General features: G+C 67.6%; 15 protein-coding genes. 2 read left to right on the top strand and 13 right to left on the bottom strand.

Annotated features, from left to right (window positions below; translation table 11 throughout):
* Positions 1 to 898, top strand: an 898-nt coding sequence (locus ACFSL4_RS18760; RefSeq protein WP_381084033.1) for a tetratricopeptide repeat protein, incomplete at its 5' end; no start/stop codon positions are given.
* 150 nt (positions 899 to 1048) lie between these two features.
* On the opposite strand, the gene ACFSL4_RS18755 is transcribed toward ACFSL4_RS18760, so the two are convergent.
* From ACFSL4_RS18755 to ACFSL4_RS18710, 10 genes are all read right to left on the bottom strand, one after another.
* Complete coding sequence (locus ACFSL4_RS18755; RefSeq protein ID WP_381084031.1) at positions 1049 to 2413, bottom strand: MotA/TolQ/ExbB proton channel family protein; 1365 nt, start codon at positions 2411 to 2413, stop codon at positions 1049 to 1051.
* A 269-nt stretch (positions 2414 to 2682) separates the two neighbouring features.
* The gene (locus ACFSL4_RS18750; protein ID WP_381084029.1) at positions 2683 to 3090 is read right to left on the bottom strand and encodes a hypothetical protein; all 408 of its coding nucleotides are present in this window, start codon (positions 3088 to 3090) and stop codon (positions 2683 to 2685) included.
* Positions 3091 to 3144: 54 nt separating this feature from the next.
* Positions 3145 to 4932 carry a relaxase/mobilization nuclease domain-containing protein gene (locus tag ACFSL4_RS18745; protein ID WP_381084027.1) on the bottom strand — a complete coding sequence of 596 codons (1788 nt, stop codon included), beginning with the start codon at positions 4930 to 4932 and terminating at the stop codon, positions 3145 to 3147.
* Positions 4933 to 5280 carry a plasmid mobilization protein gene (locus ACFSL4_RS18740; RefSeq protein ID WP_381084025.1) on the bottom strand — a complete coding sequence of 116 codons (348 nt, stop codon included), beginning with the start codon at positions 5278 to 5280 and terminating at the stop codon, positions 4933 to 4935.
* 326 nt (positions 5281 to 5606) lie between these two features.
* Positions 5607 to 5831 carry a hypothetical protein gene (locus ACFSL4_RS18735; protein WP_381084023.1) on the bottom strand — a complete coding sequence of 75 codons (225 nt, stop codon included), beginning with the start codon at positions 5829 to 5831 and terminating at the stop codon, positions 5607 to 5609.
* A gap of 75 nt (positions 5832 to 5906) precedes the next feature.
* A complete protein-coding gene (locus tag ACFSL4_RS18730) occupies positions 5907 to 7013 on the bottom strand; it encodes a DUF2637 domain-containing protein (protein WP_381084021.1) in 1107 nt (368 codons plus the stop codon).
* Positions 7010 to 7576 (bottom strand): WhiB family transcriptional regulator, encoded by a 567-nt coding sequence (locus ACFSL4_RS18725; RefSeq protein WP_381084019.1) that lies wholly within the window; start codon positions 7574 to 7576, stop codon positions 7010 to 7012. Before ACFSL4_RS18725 ends, ACFSL4_RS18730 begins: the two co-directional genes overlap by 4 nt.
* A 107-nt stretch (positions 7577 to 7683) precedes the next feature.
* Positions 7684 to 8385: an ATP-binding protein gene (locus ACFSL4_RS18720; protein WP_381084017.1), complete on the bottom strand. Its 702-nt coding sequence runs from the start codon at positions 8383 to 8385 to the stop codon at positions 7684 to 7686.
* Positions 8385 to 9428 (bottom strand): hypothetical protein, encoded by a 1044-nt coding sequence (locus tag ACFSL4_RS18715; protein ID WP_381084015.1) that lies wholly within the window; start codon positions 9426 to 9428, stop codon positions 8385 to 8387. Before ACFSL4_RS18715 ends, ACFSL4_RS18720 begins: the two co-directional genes overlap by 1 nt.
* Before the next feature lie 2 nt (positions 9429 to 9430).
* On the bottom strand, positions 9431 to 9760 hold the full coding sequence (locus tag ACFSL4_RS18710; RefSeq protein ID WP_381084013.1) for a transcriptional regulator: 330 nt from the start codon (positions 9758 to 9760) through the stop codon (positions 9431 to 9433).
* Positions 9761 to 10549: 789 nt separating this feature from the next.
* Here ACFSL4_RS18710 and ACFSL4_RS18705 point away from each other — a divergent pair.
* Positions 10550 to 11422 carry a helix-turn-helix transcriptional regulator gene (locus tag ACFSL4_RS18705; protein ID WP_381084011.1) on the top strand — a complete coding sequence of 291 codons (873 nt, stop codon included), beginning with the start codon at positions 10550 to 10552 and terminating at the stop codon, positions 11420 to 11422.
* Between the two features lie 45 nt (positions 11423 to 11467).
* Here the strand turns inward: ACFSL4_RS18705 and ACFSL4_RS18700 are convergent, their stop codons facing one another.
* The 3 genes from ACFSL4_RS18700 to ACFSL4_RS18690 are packed head-to-tail and all read right to left on the bottom strand — an operon-like array spanning position 11468 to position 14272.
* The gene (locus ACFSL4_RS18700; protein WP_381084009.1) at positions 11468 to 12664 is read right to left on the bottom strand and encodes an amidohydrolase family protein; all 1197 of its coding nucleotides are present in this window, start codon (positions 12662 to 12664) and stop codon (positions 11468 to 11470) included.
* Between the two features lie 24 nt (positions 12665 to 12688).
* On the bottom strand, positions 12689 to 13804 hold the full coding sequence (locus ACFSL4_RS18695) for an MAB_1171c family putative transporter (RefSeq protein ID WP_381084007.1): 1116 nt from the start codon (positions 13802 to 13804) through the stop codon (positions 12689 to 12691).
* A gap of 3 nt (positions 13805 to 13807) precedes the next feature.
* Complete coding sequence (locus ACFSL4_RS18690; RefSeq protein ID WP_381084108.1) at positions 13808 to 14272, bottom strand: hypothetical protein; 465 nt, start codon at positions 14270 to 14272, stop codon at positions 13808 to 13810.
* Positions 14273 to 14845 lie beyond the last annotated feature (573 nt).

Here is a 14845-nt window from a genome sequence, read left to right as displayed (position 1 = left end):
AGCCATCCTTGCAGGGGGCGATCACACTGCCGCGATCTCCATGCTTGACGATATCGTGTCCGACTGCGTAAATGCCCTCGGCGCAGCCGACCCGCTCACTCTCTCCGCTCGGGCCTTTCTTGGTCATGCCTATGAGGTCAGCGCAGATACGGCTGCGGCGATCTCGCTGTACAGCCAGGTCCTGTTCGATCGACTGCGCACGCTTGGCCTGGAGCACGAATCGACCGCCGCCTCATTGGCCGTGCTTGGCGGTGTCCATCTTGCCAACGGGAACCCGACTGGCGCCATCCCTTATTTCGAGCAAGCCCTGGGTGTTCGAGCCCGGGTGCTGGGCGACGATCATTTGGACACCGTGACGTCGCGAAACAACCTCGCGGTTGCTCTCTGCGAGATCGGTGAACTGCACCGCGCCATTCCGCTCCTGGAGCAAGTGATCGATGATTCTCCGGGAATCTTCGCTCCCGATAGCACCGAACTGACGAGCACGCGAGCACGACTGGCCGACCTGTACGTTTCCACTGGGCAGTCGGATCGCGCCATCTCAATGTACAGCCAACTGCTGGACACCCAAATCCAAACCAGCGGAGCCGATCACCCCACGACCCTCGCCACCACGAACATGTTGGGCTTCGTATACAGGTCGGCAGGCGACCTCACCCACGCCATTGCTTTCTACGAAAAAGCGCTGATCGGTCGCATCCGAGTCCTTGGACGGGAGCATCAGGACACATTCAGCTCGCGGAACAATCTCGCCTACGCATACAAGCTTGCCGGAGACTTCGCTCGGGCGATTCCGCTCTACGAGACGACGCTTGAAATTGCCGCCAGAAGACTGGGGCATACCCATCCTGCCGTCATCGAAATGCGCAATGACGTTGCTTCCCTGCGAGCTATGTAGTGAGTTGATTCCGCCCTCAGCGGACGTAGACCTGGATGGCATTCGGGGAGGAGAATCGGGGCCGGATAACGAGGTCCGCGTCGACAGCGATCGGCAGCTTCCAGGAAGACGCCAGGAGCAGGATTCACGAAGATACCGTTTACAGGCGACCTATACAGAGAGCACCGAACCAGGGATCATTCCGAAGAGCCCCAGTTCGATACGGCCATTGACTCGCAGATCCGGTATCACGTTCGGGTCCGCCAGCTCCCGCCGCACCTCCTTCACCATTTCTTTCTTTCGAATGACTTCCCTCTTCTCTCTCCACTGGCCGAATAGTAGAATCGCAGCTCCACACATGAGACCTATTCCGCTAGCGGCGGCAGGGATAGGCCCAAGAGCTAGGCTCAGCCCAAAGCCAGCAACCGATCCGACGGCCGAAGGGACTGGGAGTCTGGCCCACTGGCCTGCACGCGTTTCCCAGAGCCAGCTCTTCTCTCTATGCTTCACCCCCGATACGAACTCGCCTGCACTGACCTCTAGAGATTCTTCGAACTCGCGAAGGTCGGACTCGAAGTCCACTGCATCAATTTCACCTAGATAAGCTTTCGACGCCGCCCGCACTATAGCCTGATGCTCGACCCTTTCTCGAATTTGAGCGACTTGGTGCGCATCCAGCAGAGCAGCCAACTTATGTATGTTACGCTCACGTTCCAGGACCCGAGGATCCTTAGGCAAGAACGGCTCAAGCAATTCCATATAGCCGCTCCGGTCGGCACGAAATGGTGTCCTGGTTCCGTACATGCGGTCCACAGCAGCGCTGAAGGCGGCCGGGTAAATTGGCGGTATATCAAACCCCTTGGCCATGACTCCAAGCGAAGCGATCGACGTATAGGTTCGTATCAATTGGGCGTCAGCGGCTTGTTCCGGGCTAGATAGAAAGCCCCTGGCAAATTCCCAAAACTCCGTCTGTCGCACGGTTTCAAGGTTTCTATCATCTATCCGTTCAGCTACCCAACCGACCAGCCTTTCTGAGACTTCCGGCGGAAGACCGCGACTGACCCAGAAATCAGGAACTAGGAGATTTTCCCTGCCGATGTTATCCATAACTTGCTGGTTCCTCGACGTATCAGTCCGCACGATCTCCGGGTTCAACGAATCGAGCAGCCTAGCAGCTTCAAGCACCTCCTCTTTCGACATCTCTGCGATAAAATTCCCATGCTCTATCATCAGCTTAGCAACGTCCTGATAATTGTCCGCTTGGGAACGTAGAGCTGTTACGATAGTCCCGTCACGGAAGAGCTCCTGATAGCCTTCGCCATCGCCGCGAAGCAAGCGAATAAACGCTGGACTAACAAGCATGGATGTGTCGGTAAGTATCACTCTGTCATGGACAAGTAGGTTGTGATTCAGATTCGCCCTAAGTCGACTTACTCTCCGCTGCAGTGCAGGGTCGGCAAGGTCGAATACACCATCACCTGCAGCCCAGAAGATATCCGGGTAGGCCAACGGTCGACTAGCTTCTTTCAATTCCATTAGAGTTCTCCCCATCTCGGGGAACTACGGCTAACGCGAAAAGCTCTAATACCAGGCTGCGCCGGCGGCCCGTCTGAGTCAACATGCCAATCACACCCGGCACGCGGGAAGAGGGGTCTGCTGCTTGGGCGTCAGCCGGCCCGCATGCGCGTACCGCATGACGACGTCGTACCGCAACGATCAAGAACCGTCACGGTCCACCGGACTCCGCAAGTTCAACCTGAGTCAAGTCTCCGGTGCCTATGGCCCGGCACACCCACTTCCGCCCCTCATGTCCAGTAGGTACCGGCAAGATCTCCGCCGTACCCCGCAGCCTGGATGGTTGTCAGCAGGCTGTCGTACACCTCGCCGCCGGGGCCAGCCATCGCCTCGAAGTCGGCGCGGCCCAGCTCACGCTCGACCCACTGGTGGGCGCAGCGACAGCGGATACTGACCTGGTTGCGGTCGCAGATGAGCAGCCAGTCGCGGCGAGCTCCGCATGCCGGGCACATCTGGATGATGCCCGTGATCGTCAGCTCTCCAGGGTGGGTAGTGCACTGCTCCCGGAACTCGCCGTCGTGCGGTTGCATCTCCTCCTGGAGTCGCAGGATCGGGTCGTCGGCGGGTGCCGGCGTCGGCGTGTTGGTTCTCGTACGTACGGCCTCGTCGTGCAGCACCAGCATCAGCTCCCTCATCATCCTCTCCAGCCATAACAGGGCTGCCTGCCCGTGTCCACTGCGTTGAGCTGCGGCTCAACGCCTCGGCCAGCGCGAGCGAGGATCTACCGAGTCCACGCGGGCAGGGCTCGTGTCGACCTGCCCTGGGGCCGTACGTACCCCGGTGCGGCTGGCCGTGCCGGTCCTGATGTCCTTGGCGGTACTCGTAGGGCGCCGGTGTGGAGCGTCGGCGGTGGCGGAGAGTTTGCCCAGGCGTCGCATTCGCCAGACGAGTACGTCGGTGACGCTGTCGGCGGTGCCCAGCTCTCGCCACTCGACGGCCTCCTTCAGCAGTGCGGCCGGGTCGTGTCCGGCGCGTTCGGCCTGGTCGAGGGTGGCGGCCAGGGCATCCAAGCCAGGGTCGTCGGCGAGTTGATGGTTGGGCAGGGCGGCGTTGATTGTGTCGGTGTAGCGCTGGCGGACCGGCTGCGGGAGCCGCCGGCCCTGCTCGCGCATTGCGCGTATCGGGGTGCGGGCGGCGGCTCGGTAGGCGGCGCGCAGGTGGCGGGCGGCCTGGGCGGAGGCGGCGGCCTGCTGGGCGTGGCCTCGGGCGGAGTGCCAGCGGGCGGCGGCGATGGCGAGCAGGACGAGGGTGGACAGGACCATGGCGGTCGCGCCGCCGTCTTCGCCTCGGCCGAGGGCGTCTCCGGCGCGAACGATGCCTCGGGCGGCGGCGCGTAGGGCACGGTTGTCCGCGCGCTCGGCGCGGATGTGGGAACGGGTGGCGCGTTCGAAGGCGCGGGCCGCCTCGCGGAGTTCACCGCGGGTGGCGGCGGGCGAGGTCTGGGCGAGGGCGTCGAGGAGTTCGCCGGCGCCGACGAGCTGGGCGGCAGCGTCTTCTTCATCGTCGTCCTGGCCGAGGGCGATGGTGGCGCGTTCGGCAACAAGTGCGGCTCGGCGACGGGCCTGCGAGGGTTGCGGCCGGCTGGAGGACTGCGTGTCCGGGTGGGCAGAGCGCGGTGCGTCGTCGGGATCGTGATCCTGGTCGTCGGGTCCGGCGGCAAGGCGCTTGCGGATCTTGGGGAGGGAGAGGTCCGGGGCGAGCTTGGAGCCGGGGAACCAGATGGGTTGGCCGTCGCGGTTGCGGTCGCCGGGCAGGGCGACGGTGTAGCCGAGGGTGTCGCCGGACGGGGCGAGGCGCTTGTTGACGCGTAGTCCGGCTTCGGTCAGGCGGGTGAAGAACTCTGTTTCGTCGGCGGCTCCGGCGACTGCCTGACGGAGTGTCTCGCGCAGGATCTCGCGCGGGGTGCGGTCGTGGCCGGTGCGCTCGGCTTTGAAGCGTTCTGCGCTGGTGGGGTTCTGTGCAGCGGTTCCGTCGCCGGCGTTGAGTTCGCGCAGGCCCCATTCCTTCTCTATGCGGCGGCACTCGGCCTGCGAGCGCTTGTAGTCGTACGCGTTGCGGGGCTGGCGAAGGTCGCCCCGCACGATGGTGGCGAGGATGTGAATGTGGTCGTCGGCGTGGCGTACGGCCACCCACCGGCATCCGTCCGGATCTCCCTCCTCCGCGATGCCGGTGGCGTGGACGATGCGGCGGGCGACCTCGCCCCACTCGGCGTCGGTGAGGTAGCGGTCGCCCGGGTCGGTGCGTACTGAGCAGTGCCACACGTGGTTCTTGGGGGCGCGGTCGCCGAGTTGGTTCACCCGCAGGTCCAGGACGCGGGTCAGGTCGGTGAGGGTGGCGTCGGGGTCGCGGCCGGGGTCGGGGGCGAAGCCGTCGAAGGACGCGACCTGGTGCGGGTCAATGTGTTCATCGCGTTTGCCGGGCCCGTAGAGGTAGGCCAGCAGCCCGTACGTGCGTGAGCCCCGGCTGATGTCGGGGACCATCTACACACGCTTTCGTACGAGGGCGTGGGCGACGGCGTCGACTTGGGCAAGGGTGCGGAGGAGGGTCTTGAGGGCGTGGTCGAGTTGGCCGGGTCGGGGCTGGCCGCCGGCGTTGTAGATGTAGGCGATCTGGTTGATGTTGTTGCCGACGCGGGATATCTGGGCGCGCAGGGCGACCAGTTCGTCGATGGTGGCGTCGAGCTGGTCGTTGGAGTCGAGCGGGGTGGTGGAGCCGCGGGCGGCCGAGAGTCCGGCGGTGGCGAGGAAGCCGGAAGGGTAGACGCGGTTGCGGACGGCGGCGGCGATGATCTCGGCTTTCTCATCAGCGGTGAAGCGGACGGCGATCACGTCTTCGCGATGCGTGGGCTGGTGGGCGCGGCGGCGAGGGCGGCGAGGGCGGCGGTCGGGAAGCGCGGCATCGCTCGTACTCGGGGCGGCTTCGGCAGCGGAGTCTTCGGTTTCCCCCTCTTCCTGTGGCGCCCCCTGGTGCCGCAGGTCCGGTTGGTTCCCGTGCGCCCCCGCGCGGGAACCAACCGGGTCTCCCTCGCTCTCCTGGGCGAGGGCATGCGCCGTGGATATCCCTTTGGGATATCCACGGCAACAGCTTGCTCGGCTGGTGGCCGTCGGAGCCTCCGGCTCCGCTGAGGGAGTGGTGCCCGCCGGGTCGGCGGTCGTCATCGGCTCGACTCCGGGCTTTTGCGGCGGACATCTCGCAGGATCTCGGCGACGTAGTCCATCGCAAGGATCGGATGGTGCAGGGTCCACGGCCGCGAATCGGGCCTACGGTGCACGATCCAGATCCCGCCGGGCCCGGCTTCGGCACGATGCAGGTGCCCTCGACGGTGCAGAACGGTCAACCAGGCGTCGACTTCGGCGGCGGTGGCAGGCGTTGTGCGCATGAGCGGCGTCTCCGGTGCGGCAAGAGGTCTTCGTGTGGGTGCGGGGCGGGTGAGGGTGGCCGGCCCTCCGTCAGCTCACCCGCCCGCGTGAGGGTGGCCGGTCAGGCGGCGATCGTCGTCGGGCTGTCCGGGGTCGTCCCGGAGCGTGCGCATCAGGTCGGTCAGCCGGTCGTTGGACAGCGGCAGCCCCTGTCCGCGGATGGCCTCGGCGACCACCGCGCGGGTGGTCCGGCCGGTCTCGGTGACCGCCCTCCGCGCAATGGGGAGCAGCTGATCCGTGACCGGGTCGGTCACCCGGTCACCGTCGGACGGAGACGACGGACGAGTGACCGGGTTGGTGTCCGTGCTCGGGGTCACCGGTCGGTCACCCTTCGGGCGAGCGTCCCCGGCCGCTCTGGATCCGGCATGTCCGCCCTGGCCGCCGACCTGGAGAGGTGTCCGGGTGGCCCGGGAAGCTACCCCGGTTATCGGCTCGGTGACCGGGTCGGTCCCCGGGGCGGTCGGCTGACCCGAGGTGTCCTGACCGGTTGGTGTCCGGGTGTCCTGACCAGGCTTGTCCGAGGTGACCGGCTCGCCGTCGCTGACGTGTCCGGGTGTCCCGGTCAGAGCAGCGTGCTGGTGGCTGGCGGTGACTTGACCGGCGGTTGGAGGCTGCGGGTGTCCGGTGGTTGCCGGTCGCTCGACCTCGATCCGGTCAGCGGAGCGACCGGCGGGGGCCAGGTGTCCGAGAGGAGACAAGTTCTCCTCGGTGACCCGGCGGGCGATGAGGATGTACAGGTGAACGGCCCCGGCCAGGGCGAGCGGGGCGAGGGTGGACAGGATGCCGACCGTTGTGTCACCCAGCCGCAGCCTGCCGGTGGTTGTGTGCTGTTCGTTGAGGCGGACGGCGTGCAGGGCGTTGGCCCAGATGCTGGCGGCGGTCGCGGTGCCGAAGAGTGTCCACACGTACGCGCGGGCGCCGAGCGGTGCAGCGCGCAGGACCACCAAGGCGCGTACTCCGTAGGCGATGAACCCGTCGATCACCAGCGGGAAGAGGTAGGTGAGGAAACCGCGGACGTGGATGGCTACGGCCATCTGCTGGAGGGCGTCGTACGACAGCGCGCAACCCGCCGCGCCCAGGGCCACGATGGCGGCTCGGTCCCAGCCGGTCATGCGCGCCGGCTTCGGCACGGTGGGGGTCATGCCGCCGCCCGGAGGTCGTCGCGGGACACGGTGGTCTTCTTCTTCGGCCGCCCGCGCTTCTTGGGCTTCGCCGTGGCGATGTCCCGGTTGCGGAGACGGCGGTGGGTGCGTCGGTAGAGCTTGTCGGCGTGCTCTTCGGTGATCTTCAGCAACCAGGCGAGGCGGCTGGCGGAGATGCCGCGCCGGTAGGCGGCCAGGGCTGCGGCCTCGCGTTCCCGGACGGTGAGATGGATGTCGCGTCCGGCGAGTACGGCGTTGACGCGGGCGTAGTCCAGGCGGCGTGGCAGCTTCTTGTGCAGGGGCTCGCGTTCCTCCTCGGTCAGGCCGCCCCGGATGCCGTTGCGGTCCCGGTTCTCCAGGGCGGCGTCCAGGCAAGTGCGGCGGACCGGGCACTGGGCGCACAGCGCCTTGGCAGTGGCGATCTGGTCGAGTTCGTCCGGCTCGGGGAAGAACAGGTCGGGGTCGACATGGTGGTGCTCGGTGGAGCGGCAGGCGGCGCGGTCCTGCCAGGTGTGGTCGCCCAGCGTCCGGAAGTGGGCAGGGGCCATCGAGGTCTTGGGCATGCGCGGGGTGTCTCCGATCGCCCTCCGTGCGCCCGGCGGGGCGTCGGCGGAGGATGGTGCGTGGTCGGGGAGGTGATGGGGAGCAAGGAGTCGACGGGGTAGAGCGGTCAGGCAGCGGGGCCTCGTCTGCGGTCGGCGCCGGCCAGCACGATGCGCTCGGTCATCTCCGCCAGCCGGGAGGCGACCCGGTCGCCGACGGCTTGACGCAGGTCACGGATGGCCAGGTTGGTGGTGATCAGCGTCGGCAGCATCTGGTTGTAGCGGTGGTTGACCAGCCGGTACGTGATCTCCTCGGTCCACTCCGAGGTCTTGGACGCGCCGAGGTCGTCCAGGAGCAGCAGCGGGCAGCGAGACAGCGCGAGCAGCTCCCGCTCCGTGTCGACGCCTGCCCGGGGGCGCAGGCTCGCGTACATGTCGGCGGCGGTGGTGGCGTGCCAGCGCACCCCGATCTCGGCACCCACGAGGCTGCGGACGGCGCCGTAGGCCAGGTGCGTCTTGCCCGAGCCGGTGGTACCGACGAGCAGGAGCGACGGGCCGGTGCGTACCTGGCGGCGGGCGCCCTTGCTGGGAGCGACCGCCTCCGAGGCGACGTTGCGGACCCACGCTTCGATCTGCGGGTGGTCGCCGATCGCGTTGCGGTAGCGCAGCGGGATCCTGGCCTCGGCCGCCTCCAGCGCGGCGATCGGCTCGGGGGTGTCGTGCACCTGGGCGCTGGCAGGGTCGACGCCTCGGGCCGCCAGGATCCGGGCGATGCGGGTCATGGTGCCCTCACCGCCGAGCCGCTGAGGTTGGCGGTTGCGGTCGCGCATCACAGCTCCTCGGCGTAGGCGGCGGCAGCGTCGACCGGGTTGGTCCATGCCGTGTGACCGGGAACGGTAGGCCGGTTTTCCGGCCGCACCAAGCGACTGCTCCCGGCGTTCATCGCCTCGTTCACCAGGCTCGGCAGCACCGAAGGGTGCATCGGCTTGGCCCGGAAGCGCTCCAGCCCGGCACGGACGTGCTGCGGGTCGATGCCTTCGTCGAGCAGTTGCCGGACTTTCCGCCCGAGGTGACCGAGCACATCGCTGGGCGGGCGCTCGGCACATGCGGCGGCGTACTCGCCGATCAGGGCTCGCGCCGATGGCGGTGGTGCGGGCGCTGTGCGCCCCGAAGGATGAGGAGATCCAGGATCCAAGGTCCTAGATCCAGGCGCCGAGGGCTCCCCGAGGTTTCGGGGCAGGTTCGGGGAAGTGTCGGCGAATGCCGTCTGACCTACTGTTTCGCGGTCATCGTGCGCGGGGTTGCCGACGGCCCGGCCTGGGGTGTGCCGCTGGCTGTCGCAGCCCTCGGCCTGGTGGTCGGGCCGCTCTGGAGCGGGCGGTACGGGGGCGGGGGCGGGTAGATCGAGGGTTCGGGGAGCATTCGGCGAGGCTTCGGGGAGAGCGCGGGCAGGGCTCGGCGGAACCTCACCGGCCTCGGCCGGGACACCGGTGCAGGCGCCCTTGCAGACGCCACACCGGTCGGTGGCATGGTGAGCCAGGCAAGTGGGCAGCCGGGACTGGGAGGGCTTGTCGATCTTCTGGTGCTGCCCCCATGTGGACACGTGCAGATAGCCGCGGCCGTCGCAGCCGGTGTACCGGCAGATCAGCCCGGCGTCGGCGAGCTGCTGAAGGTCGTCCTCGGCGTGGACGGCGGTGTGCTCGGCGCGCAGCGGCCACAGCAGGCCGTTGATGATCGCCGCGTTGTCGCGGAAGCGCCCTTGGTCGTCGGCCTGGGTCAGCAGGCCGAAGAACGTCCGCTCGGCGTTCACGCTCACCCCGGCGAGCGACTCGGAGATGAACGCCTCCGGCTTGATGGTGCGGATCCGCGCCATGCTCAGCGTCCCCGTCCTGCCGCGACCACGACGGCGCGGCGAAGGCGGGCGGTGGCGAGGTCGAAGACGTACACGTCGCCCCAGGGGGCTTCCGGGTGCGTCCGGATGATCCAGCGGGCGGCGGTGACCGCCTGGATGCGGTTGAGTGCGATCGGCTCCCCCGCCGTGTCGTAGGCGCGGGCGTGGGGGTGCGGCCACACCTGGGTGGGGTCATGGAGGGTCACACGGAATGTGGCGGCCCCGGGGATCATGTCCGTCAGCAGGTCAGCCAGGCGACGGTGCCGGTCGTCAGGCTCCGTGACGCTTCGGCTTCCGCTCCGGTGCTCGGGCATGCGAGTATCCTTCGCTGGTAGTGAGCGGCCCGGCTGTCTCTCGTGGAAAAGGTCCAGCTGAGCCGCTTGGCAGTGAATCCGCACCCCTCTTGGGGGCGGCCTGTCGGCGCCTGGGAGTTCCCGCTCCTGGGCGCCGCCGCAATTTTCCGGACCTATCCGGCCCGGTCGGTCTGCCCGTCCCGTATACGCAACTCCTTGCTGGTATCCCCCCGGGCGGGTTGCCCGGCGAGCGACGACGAACATATGCACAGGTCGCGCCAAGATCCAGAGCTATCCAAAGAACCCTCCACGACTCGCGGCGGGTACCGCTGCCCGGCCTTGGCGGACGCCCCGGCGCCGGGGGATGAGTGCTGCAGGTCGCATGTGTACGCGTACGGGACGGTGGCCGGACCGCTGTCCGCAGCAGGAGACATGCGACATTCCTCTCGGGTTGGCCACTCCGCCGGCGCCGCGCCAAGGACACCGAGTGGCCGTCTGGACGGTCTCTGCACCCGCCGTCGAAGCGGGGGCGACGCGCTGTCCGACGTCCGGGAGGTGTGAATTCCCGGGCGCGCCAGTTGCCTTGGGATCGCTCCGCACCGGGGACCGTGCAGGCTCCCCTTCACCCCTCCAACCCCGGAGGCGTCAGAGAGAGGCCGAAGGCGAAGATCGAGCGAGCGTGCTAGGCTCCCCGTCTTTCGCTAGGCTGAAGCTATTCCGACTCAACGAAAAAGTCAACGTCCCGACGTTCCTTCGATTCAGCGAAAAACGGGGGGTGAGATGTCTGCTCGTCACTTCGACCGACACCGTGTGCGCACGGTGCGGCGAGCGGCCGAGATCTCGCAGGCCGAGGTGGCTGCGGCCCTCGGCGTGGCCGACTCGACGGTCGCCGGCTGGGAATCCGGGGATGCGGTTCCCGATGCGGAGAAGCTGCCCGCTCTGGCCCGCGTCCTCAACCGGAAGCTGGACGACCTGTTTCCGCGTACCGGGCTGCCCGATCTGACGGACCTGCGGTGCGATGCCGGCTACTACCAGTACGAGACGGCAGCGCTGATCGGAACGAAGAGCGCCGGACCGGTAGCGGGGGCCGAACGCGGGGAGCGGCGGCTCAAGGACAAGTACCTGCCGACCTTGGCGACGGCTTATCGCGTGAGTGAGGAGGAGCTGCGGCGAGCGGAAGATCGCTCGATCGCCAAGGCGCAAGCGCAGAAAACGAAGGCCGGAGAACCTGAAGCATCGGAGGCTGCCCCAACTTCTGTGAGGCCGCCCGGCACGCTGGCCGAGAAGATCACGCTGATTCTTGAGCGCTCATACCCCGGAGAGCAGGGGCCGCCGTCGGACGAGGAGATCGCTGCCGCGATCAATGCCCATGCCGGTTCGGAGGTCATCACCGATGAAGGCGTTCGGGATCTCCGGACCGGCGCTGCGGAAACCGCGGCGCCGGTCGTCCTTGACGGGCTGGCTGCGGTCGTCGGCGTGTCACGGATGTACTTCGAGCCGGATGATGCCGTCGCCCTTCAGGTCTATGAGGGCCTCCGGCTCCTGTCGGCGTCGAGGAAGGGAGCCGTAGGCCAGGTGAAGGGCCGCGGGCTGGGGGCTCAAGGTCTGCCGGCGAACGTCATGGAGTTCGTCAACGGCCTGGTCACGGAGCTGGAACAGAGAGAGCCAGAGGCGAACGAGTAGCCCCTGTCCGGAGTTCTGGAGAGCCCTGGACAGGGTCGTCGTCGACTACTCCTGCGCAGTCGTCCTGCCTGGCTCATAGCGCCGGCCCCCGGTCACCACGGCCCGGACCGCCTTGAGCGCGTCGAGGTCTTCGAGAGGGTCTCCGTCGATCACCAGCAGGTCGGCCCGGAAGCCGGGAGTGATCCGGCCCGTCTTCTTGCCCAGCCCCAGCGCGTCGGCCGCGTCCGTGGTCGCCATGTCGAGGATCTTGCTGTTCGGCAGGCCCAGGTACGCGTAGAACGACAGGGCCGGCACCAGCCCGTCGAACCCGGCGCGCTGGACTCCGGCGTCGGTACCCGCGATGAGCTTGGCACCGGCCTCCGCCATCTGCCGTACGAGATCGAACATGGCCGCGGCGCGCTCCTCGCCGAAGAAGCGGGGCAGCATCTGCCAGTGGGGGCTCACGGCCGGACAGACGGCGATGCCCTGGTCGATGATCCGCTTCAGGACGTCCTGCCTGAGGTCGAAGCCGTCGCTGGTCATCCACGTGCAGTGCTCGATCGTGTCGACACCCGCTTCCACGGCCGCGCTGATGCCGTCCGTACCGTGAGCGTGGACGGCCACCGGCACTCCGGCCTGGTGGGCCTCGTCTACGAGGGCGGCGAGTTCCTCGTGGGTGAACTGGCTCTGCCAGCTCTTGGGCCCGTCCTTGGTCAGACCGCCCCCGCTCACCATCGCCTTGATCACGCCGGCACCGGCCGTGATGTTGCGCCGCACGAGGTCGCGGGCCTGGGCCACGCCGGAGACTTCGCCGCCGAGGAAGTGGCAGTGACCGCCGGGTGACGTCGCCGGCGTGCCTGCGGACACGATCCGGGGGCCGGGTGTGCTGCCGCTGGCGATCTCCTCAGCCAGTCGCAGAACGACGCCGTTGCGGTCTCCCAGGTCGCGTGCTGTCGTCACACCGCTGTTCAGGAGCTGCTCCGCACGGCGGCGCACGTCCTGCAGCAAGGTTTCGTCGTCCGACTCGCGAAGAGCGGCCACGGGATCCGCGCCACCATCGAACGCCAGGTGGACATGGGCGTCGACGAGGCCGGGCACGACCGTGGCTCCGGGGAACTCGAGGTGCATCACGTCCGAAGGGGCCTGCTCCGTGATCTCCGCACGCGGTCCCACTGCGGTGATCGAGTCGCCCTCGACGAGGACCGCGCCATCGTTCAGGTACGTCCCGGAGCCGACCAGGACTCGGCCAGCAGTGATCAGCATCGCGTCTCCTTGTTCCTTCGGTGGTTACTCGGACAGCCGCAGTGCGTCCGACACCGCGATCAGCTGACGGACATCCGCGTCCCGGTCGTCCTCCCGAGGAACGGCCAGCGGAACCGCCTGGCGTGGCGCAAGCGCACCCTTTCCCATCCTGTGCACGGCCTGGCGGAGGCGCTCGGCCAGCTCAGCGGGTTCGAGGTCGAGGACTTCCGTGTCCTCGGCCGTGTAGCCCAGGTAGGGGCTGATATCGACCAGCCCGTCACGACACTCCACTATCCGCCGGTGGTAGCGCCGATGCACGCCGCGCGCCCGCAACCGGTCCCGAAGGGCCGAAGAAGCGGGCCGCAGCACGTTCTCGGGGTACGCCTCGGCGAGCAGCTGCCACAACGGGGTGAGCCGCCGGTGGTCACGCCGGTGGCGGATCCAGAGCTTCAGGGACGTGATCCGGGTACGGGCCCCCGGGTAGGTGACGCCCGCGACGAAGAGCAGGATGGACACCACCAGCAGGAACGCCACAGCGGTCATGAACGGTTGCGGTACGGCTCCGCCGCTCCACCGGATGGCGACGATGACCGCGCGGACGGCGCTGGCTGCGGCCATTGCGGTGAGGCCGACAGCGGCCATCCACAGGCCGGTGGCGTGGGGGCGCCGTGACATGCGGGCGTACCGGCGAGTCCACTGCCCGGCGACGCCCAGGGCGTACATGAGGTACAGGCCGGCGCCGCCGTAGAAGAAGGCGATCTGCGGGATCGTCATGTCCGCTGTGCTGAAGGAGCCCGCGAAGACCTCGTTCGGGACGGACTCGGCGGCAACGGTGATCGACACCGCCACGAGCGCAACGATGACGGCTTCCCGCCGGGCCCGGAGCCGCCCGGCCTCCTCGTCGGCCGAGTACAGGTAGAAGCACATCAGGAAGTACACCGTCAGCAGGAGCAGCACGTTCTGAATCAGCTTCGCCGTGCCGTGCCCGGCCACGGTGTCGACCCCCGAGGCGCCGCCGGGCATGGCCACGGGGTAGGAGAGTGCAGCGCTCAGCAGACTCAGGGTGACGGAGCGGAGCGGGGCGTCGTGCGGGGCGCGCGACCACTGGTACAGCTTCCAGATCACGGCAGCCGCGATGCCCAGGAGGAGCAGCTCGGTCACGGGTCAGAGCCACCCTCGCCGGTCGTCGAGGGCCGACTGAATGCGGCGCAGCGAAGGATCCTCCGACAACGGGGCGGCGCGATCGAGCACCGAGGACCACTCCAGGATGATCGTGGCCGCGAGCTCGACCTCACATTCCTCGCCGTCGTCGTACGAGCATCGCCGGGCCACCCGGCGGACCAGATCGGGATCGAGCACCGGAATCAGGGTCGCCCAGCCCTCGACGTAGTCGTCCGGATGCTCCTGCTGCTCGTCGGCCGGCTCATCCTCGGCGACGAGGATGTGGCCGACTTCGTGCAGGATGATGTGCTCTTGGTGCAGGCGCGTAGTCTCCTGCTGGTAGAGGATCACGTCCATCTGGGGCGTATCGACCCACAGCCCTGACGGTCCCGGCTTCTCCAGGGGGAACGCCCGAAGAACGATCGGGCGCCCGCGCCGCTCGCCCAGCGCCCGGCACAGCTCCTCCACATCCAACGGCGGCTTTATGCCGAGGTCCTGAAGTTCTCGCCGTAGCCGGCGATGCAGGTCCCTCTCGACCGTCCGCTTCTCAGCGGTGCGCCACCGTCCCAGCCACCGACGGCTCGCCTTGCCCCGCCCAGGCTCCCCGGATTCCGCCGCGCCGCCGGCACGTCTTCCCGACCACATCAGAAATCCCCTTCGTACCGGCCGCTGGCGGCTCTCACTGGAGCCGGGCGACAGCCGCGCCCGAGTCAACGGCGTTCAGTTCCCGTGCTGGGCAGCGAGGACGAAAACGATCAGCTGTATCGAAGGACAACACCGCAGCCGTTGAGCAGCGGCAAGTGGGCCGCACACGCATGTGTCCACACCTCACCCATACATCATGATCGCGTACGCAAATCGGCACCCGCAGGCGAAGGTTGGTCCGGCGGAGCCTTCGTGAACACTTTGGAGATTACGTGAGCCCGAAGGCGGGAATGGCCTGAAATCGACACCGAAACCGTGCCACAAGCCCTCGCCGTCGACGTGTCAAATCGTGCCAAATTAGCTGCAGTGAAAGCGAATCATGCCGCTGAACTGGCC

The sequence above is a fragment of the Streptomyces caeni genome (genome assembly GCF_042678285.1).
Classification (GTDB): Bacteria; Actinomycetota; Actinomycetes; order Streptomycetales; family Streptomycetaceae; genus Streptomyces; species Streptomyces caeni.
This window is presented reverse-complemented; position numbering and strand designations above follow the sequence as displayed.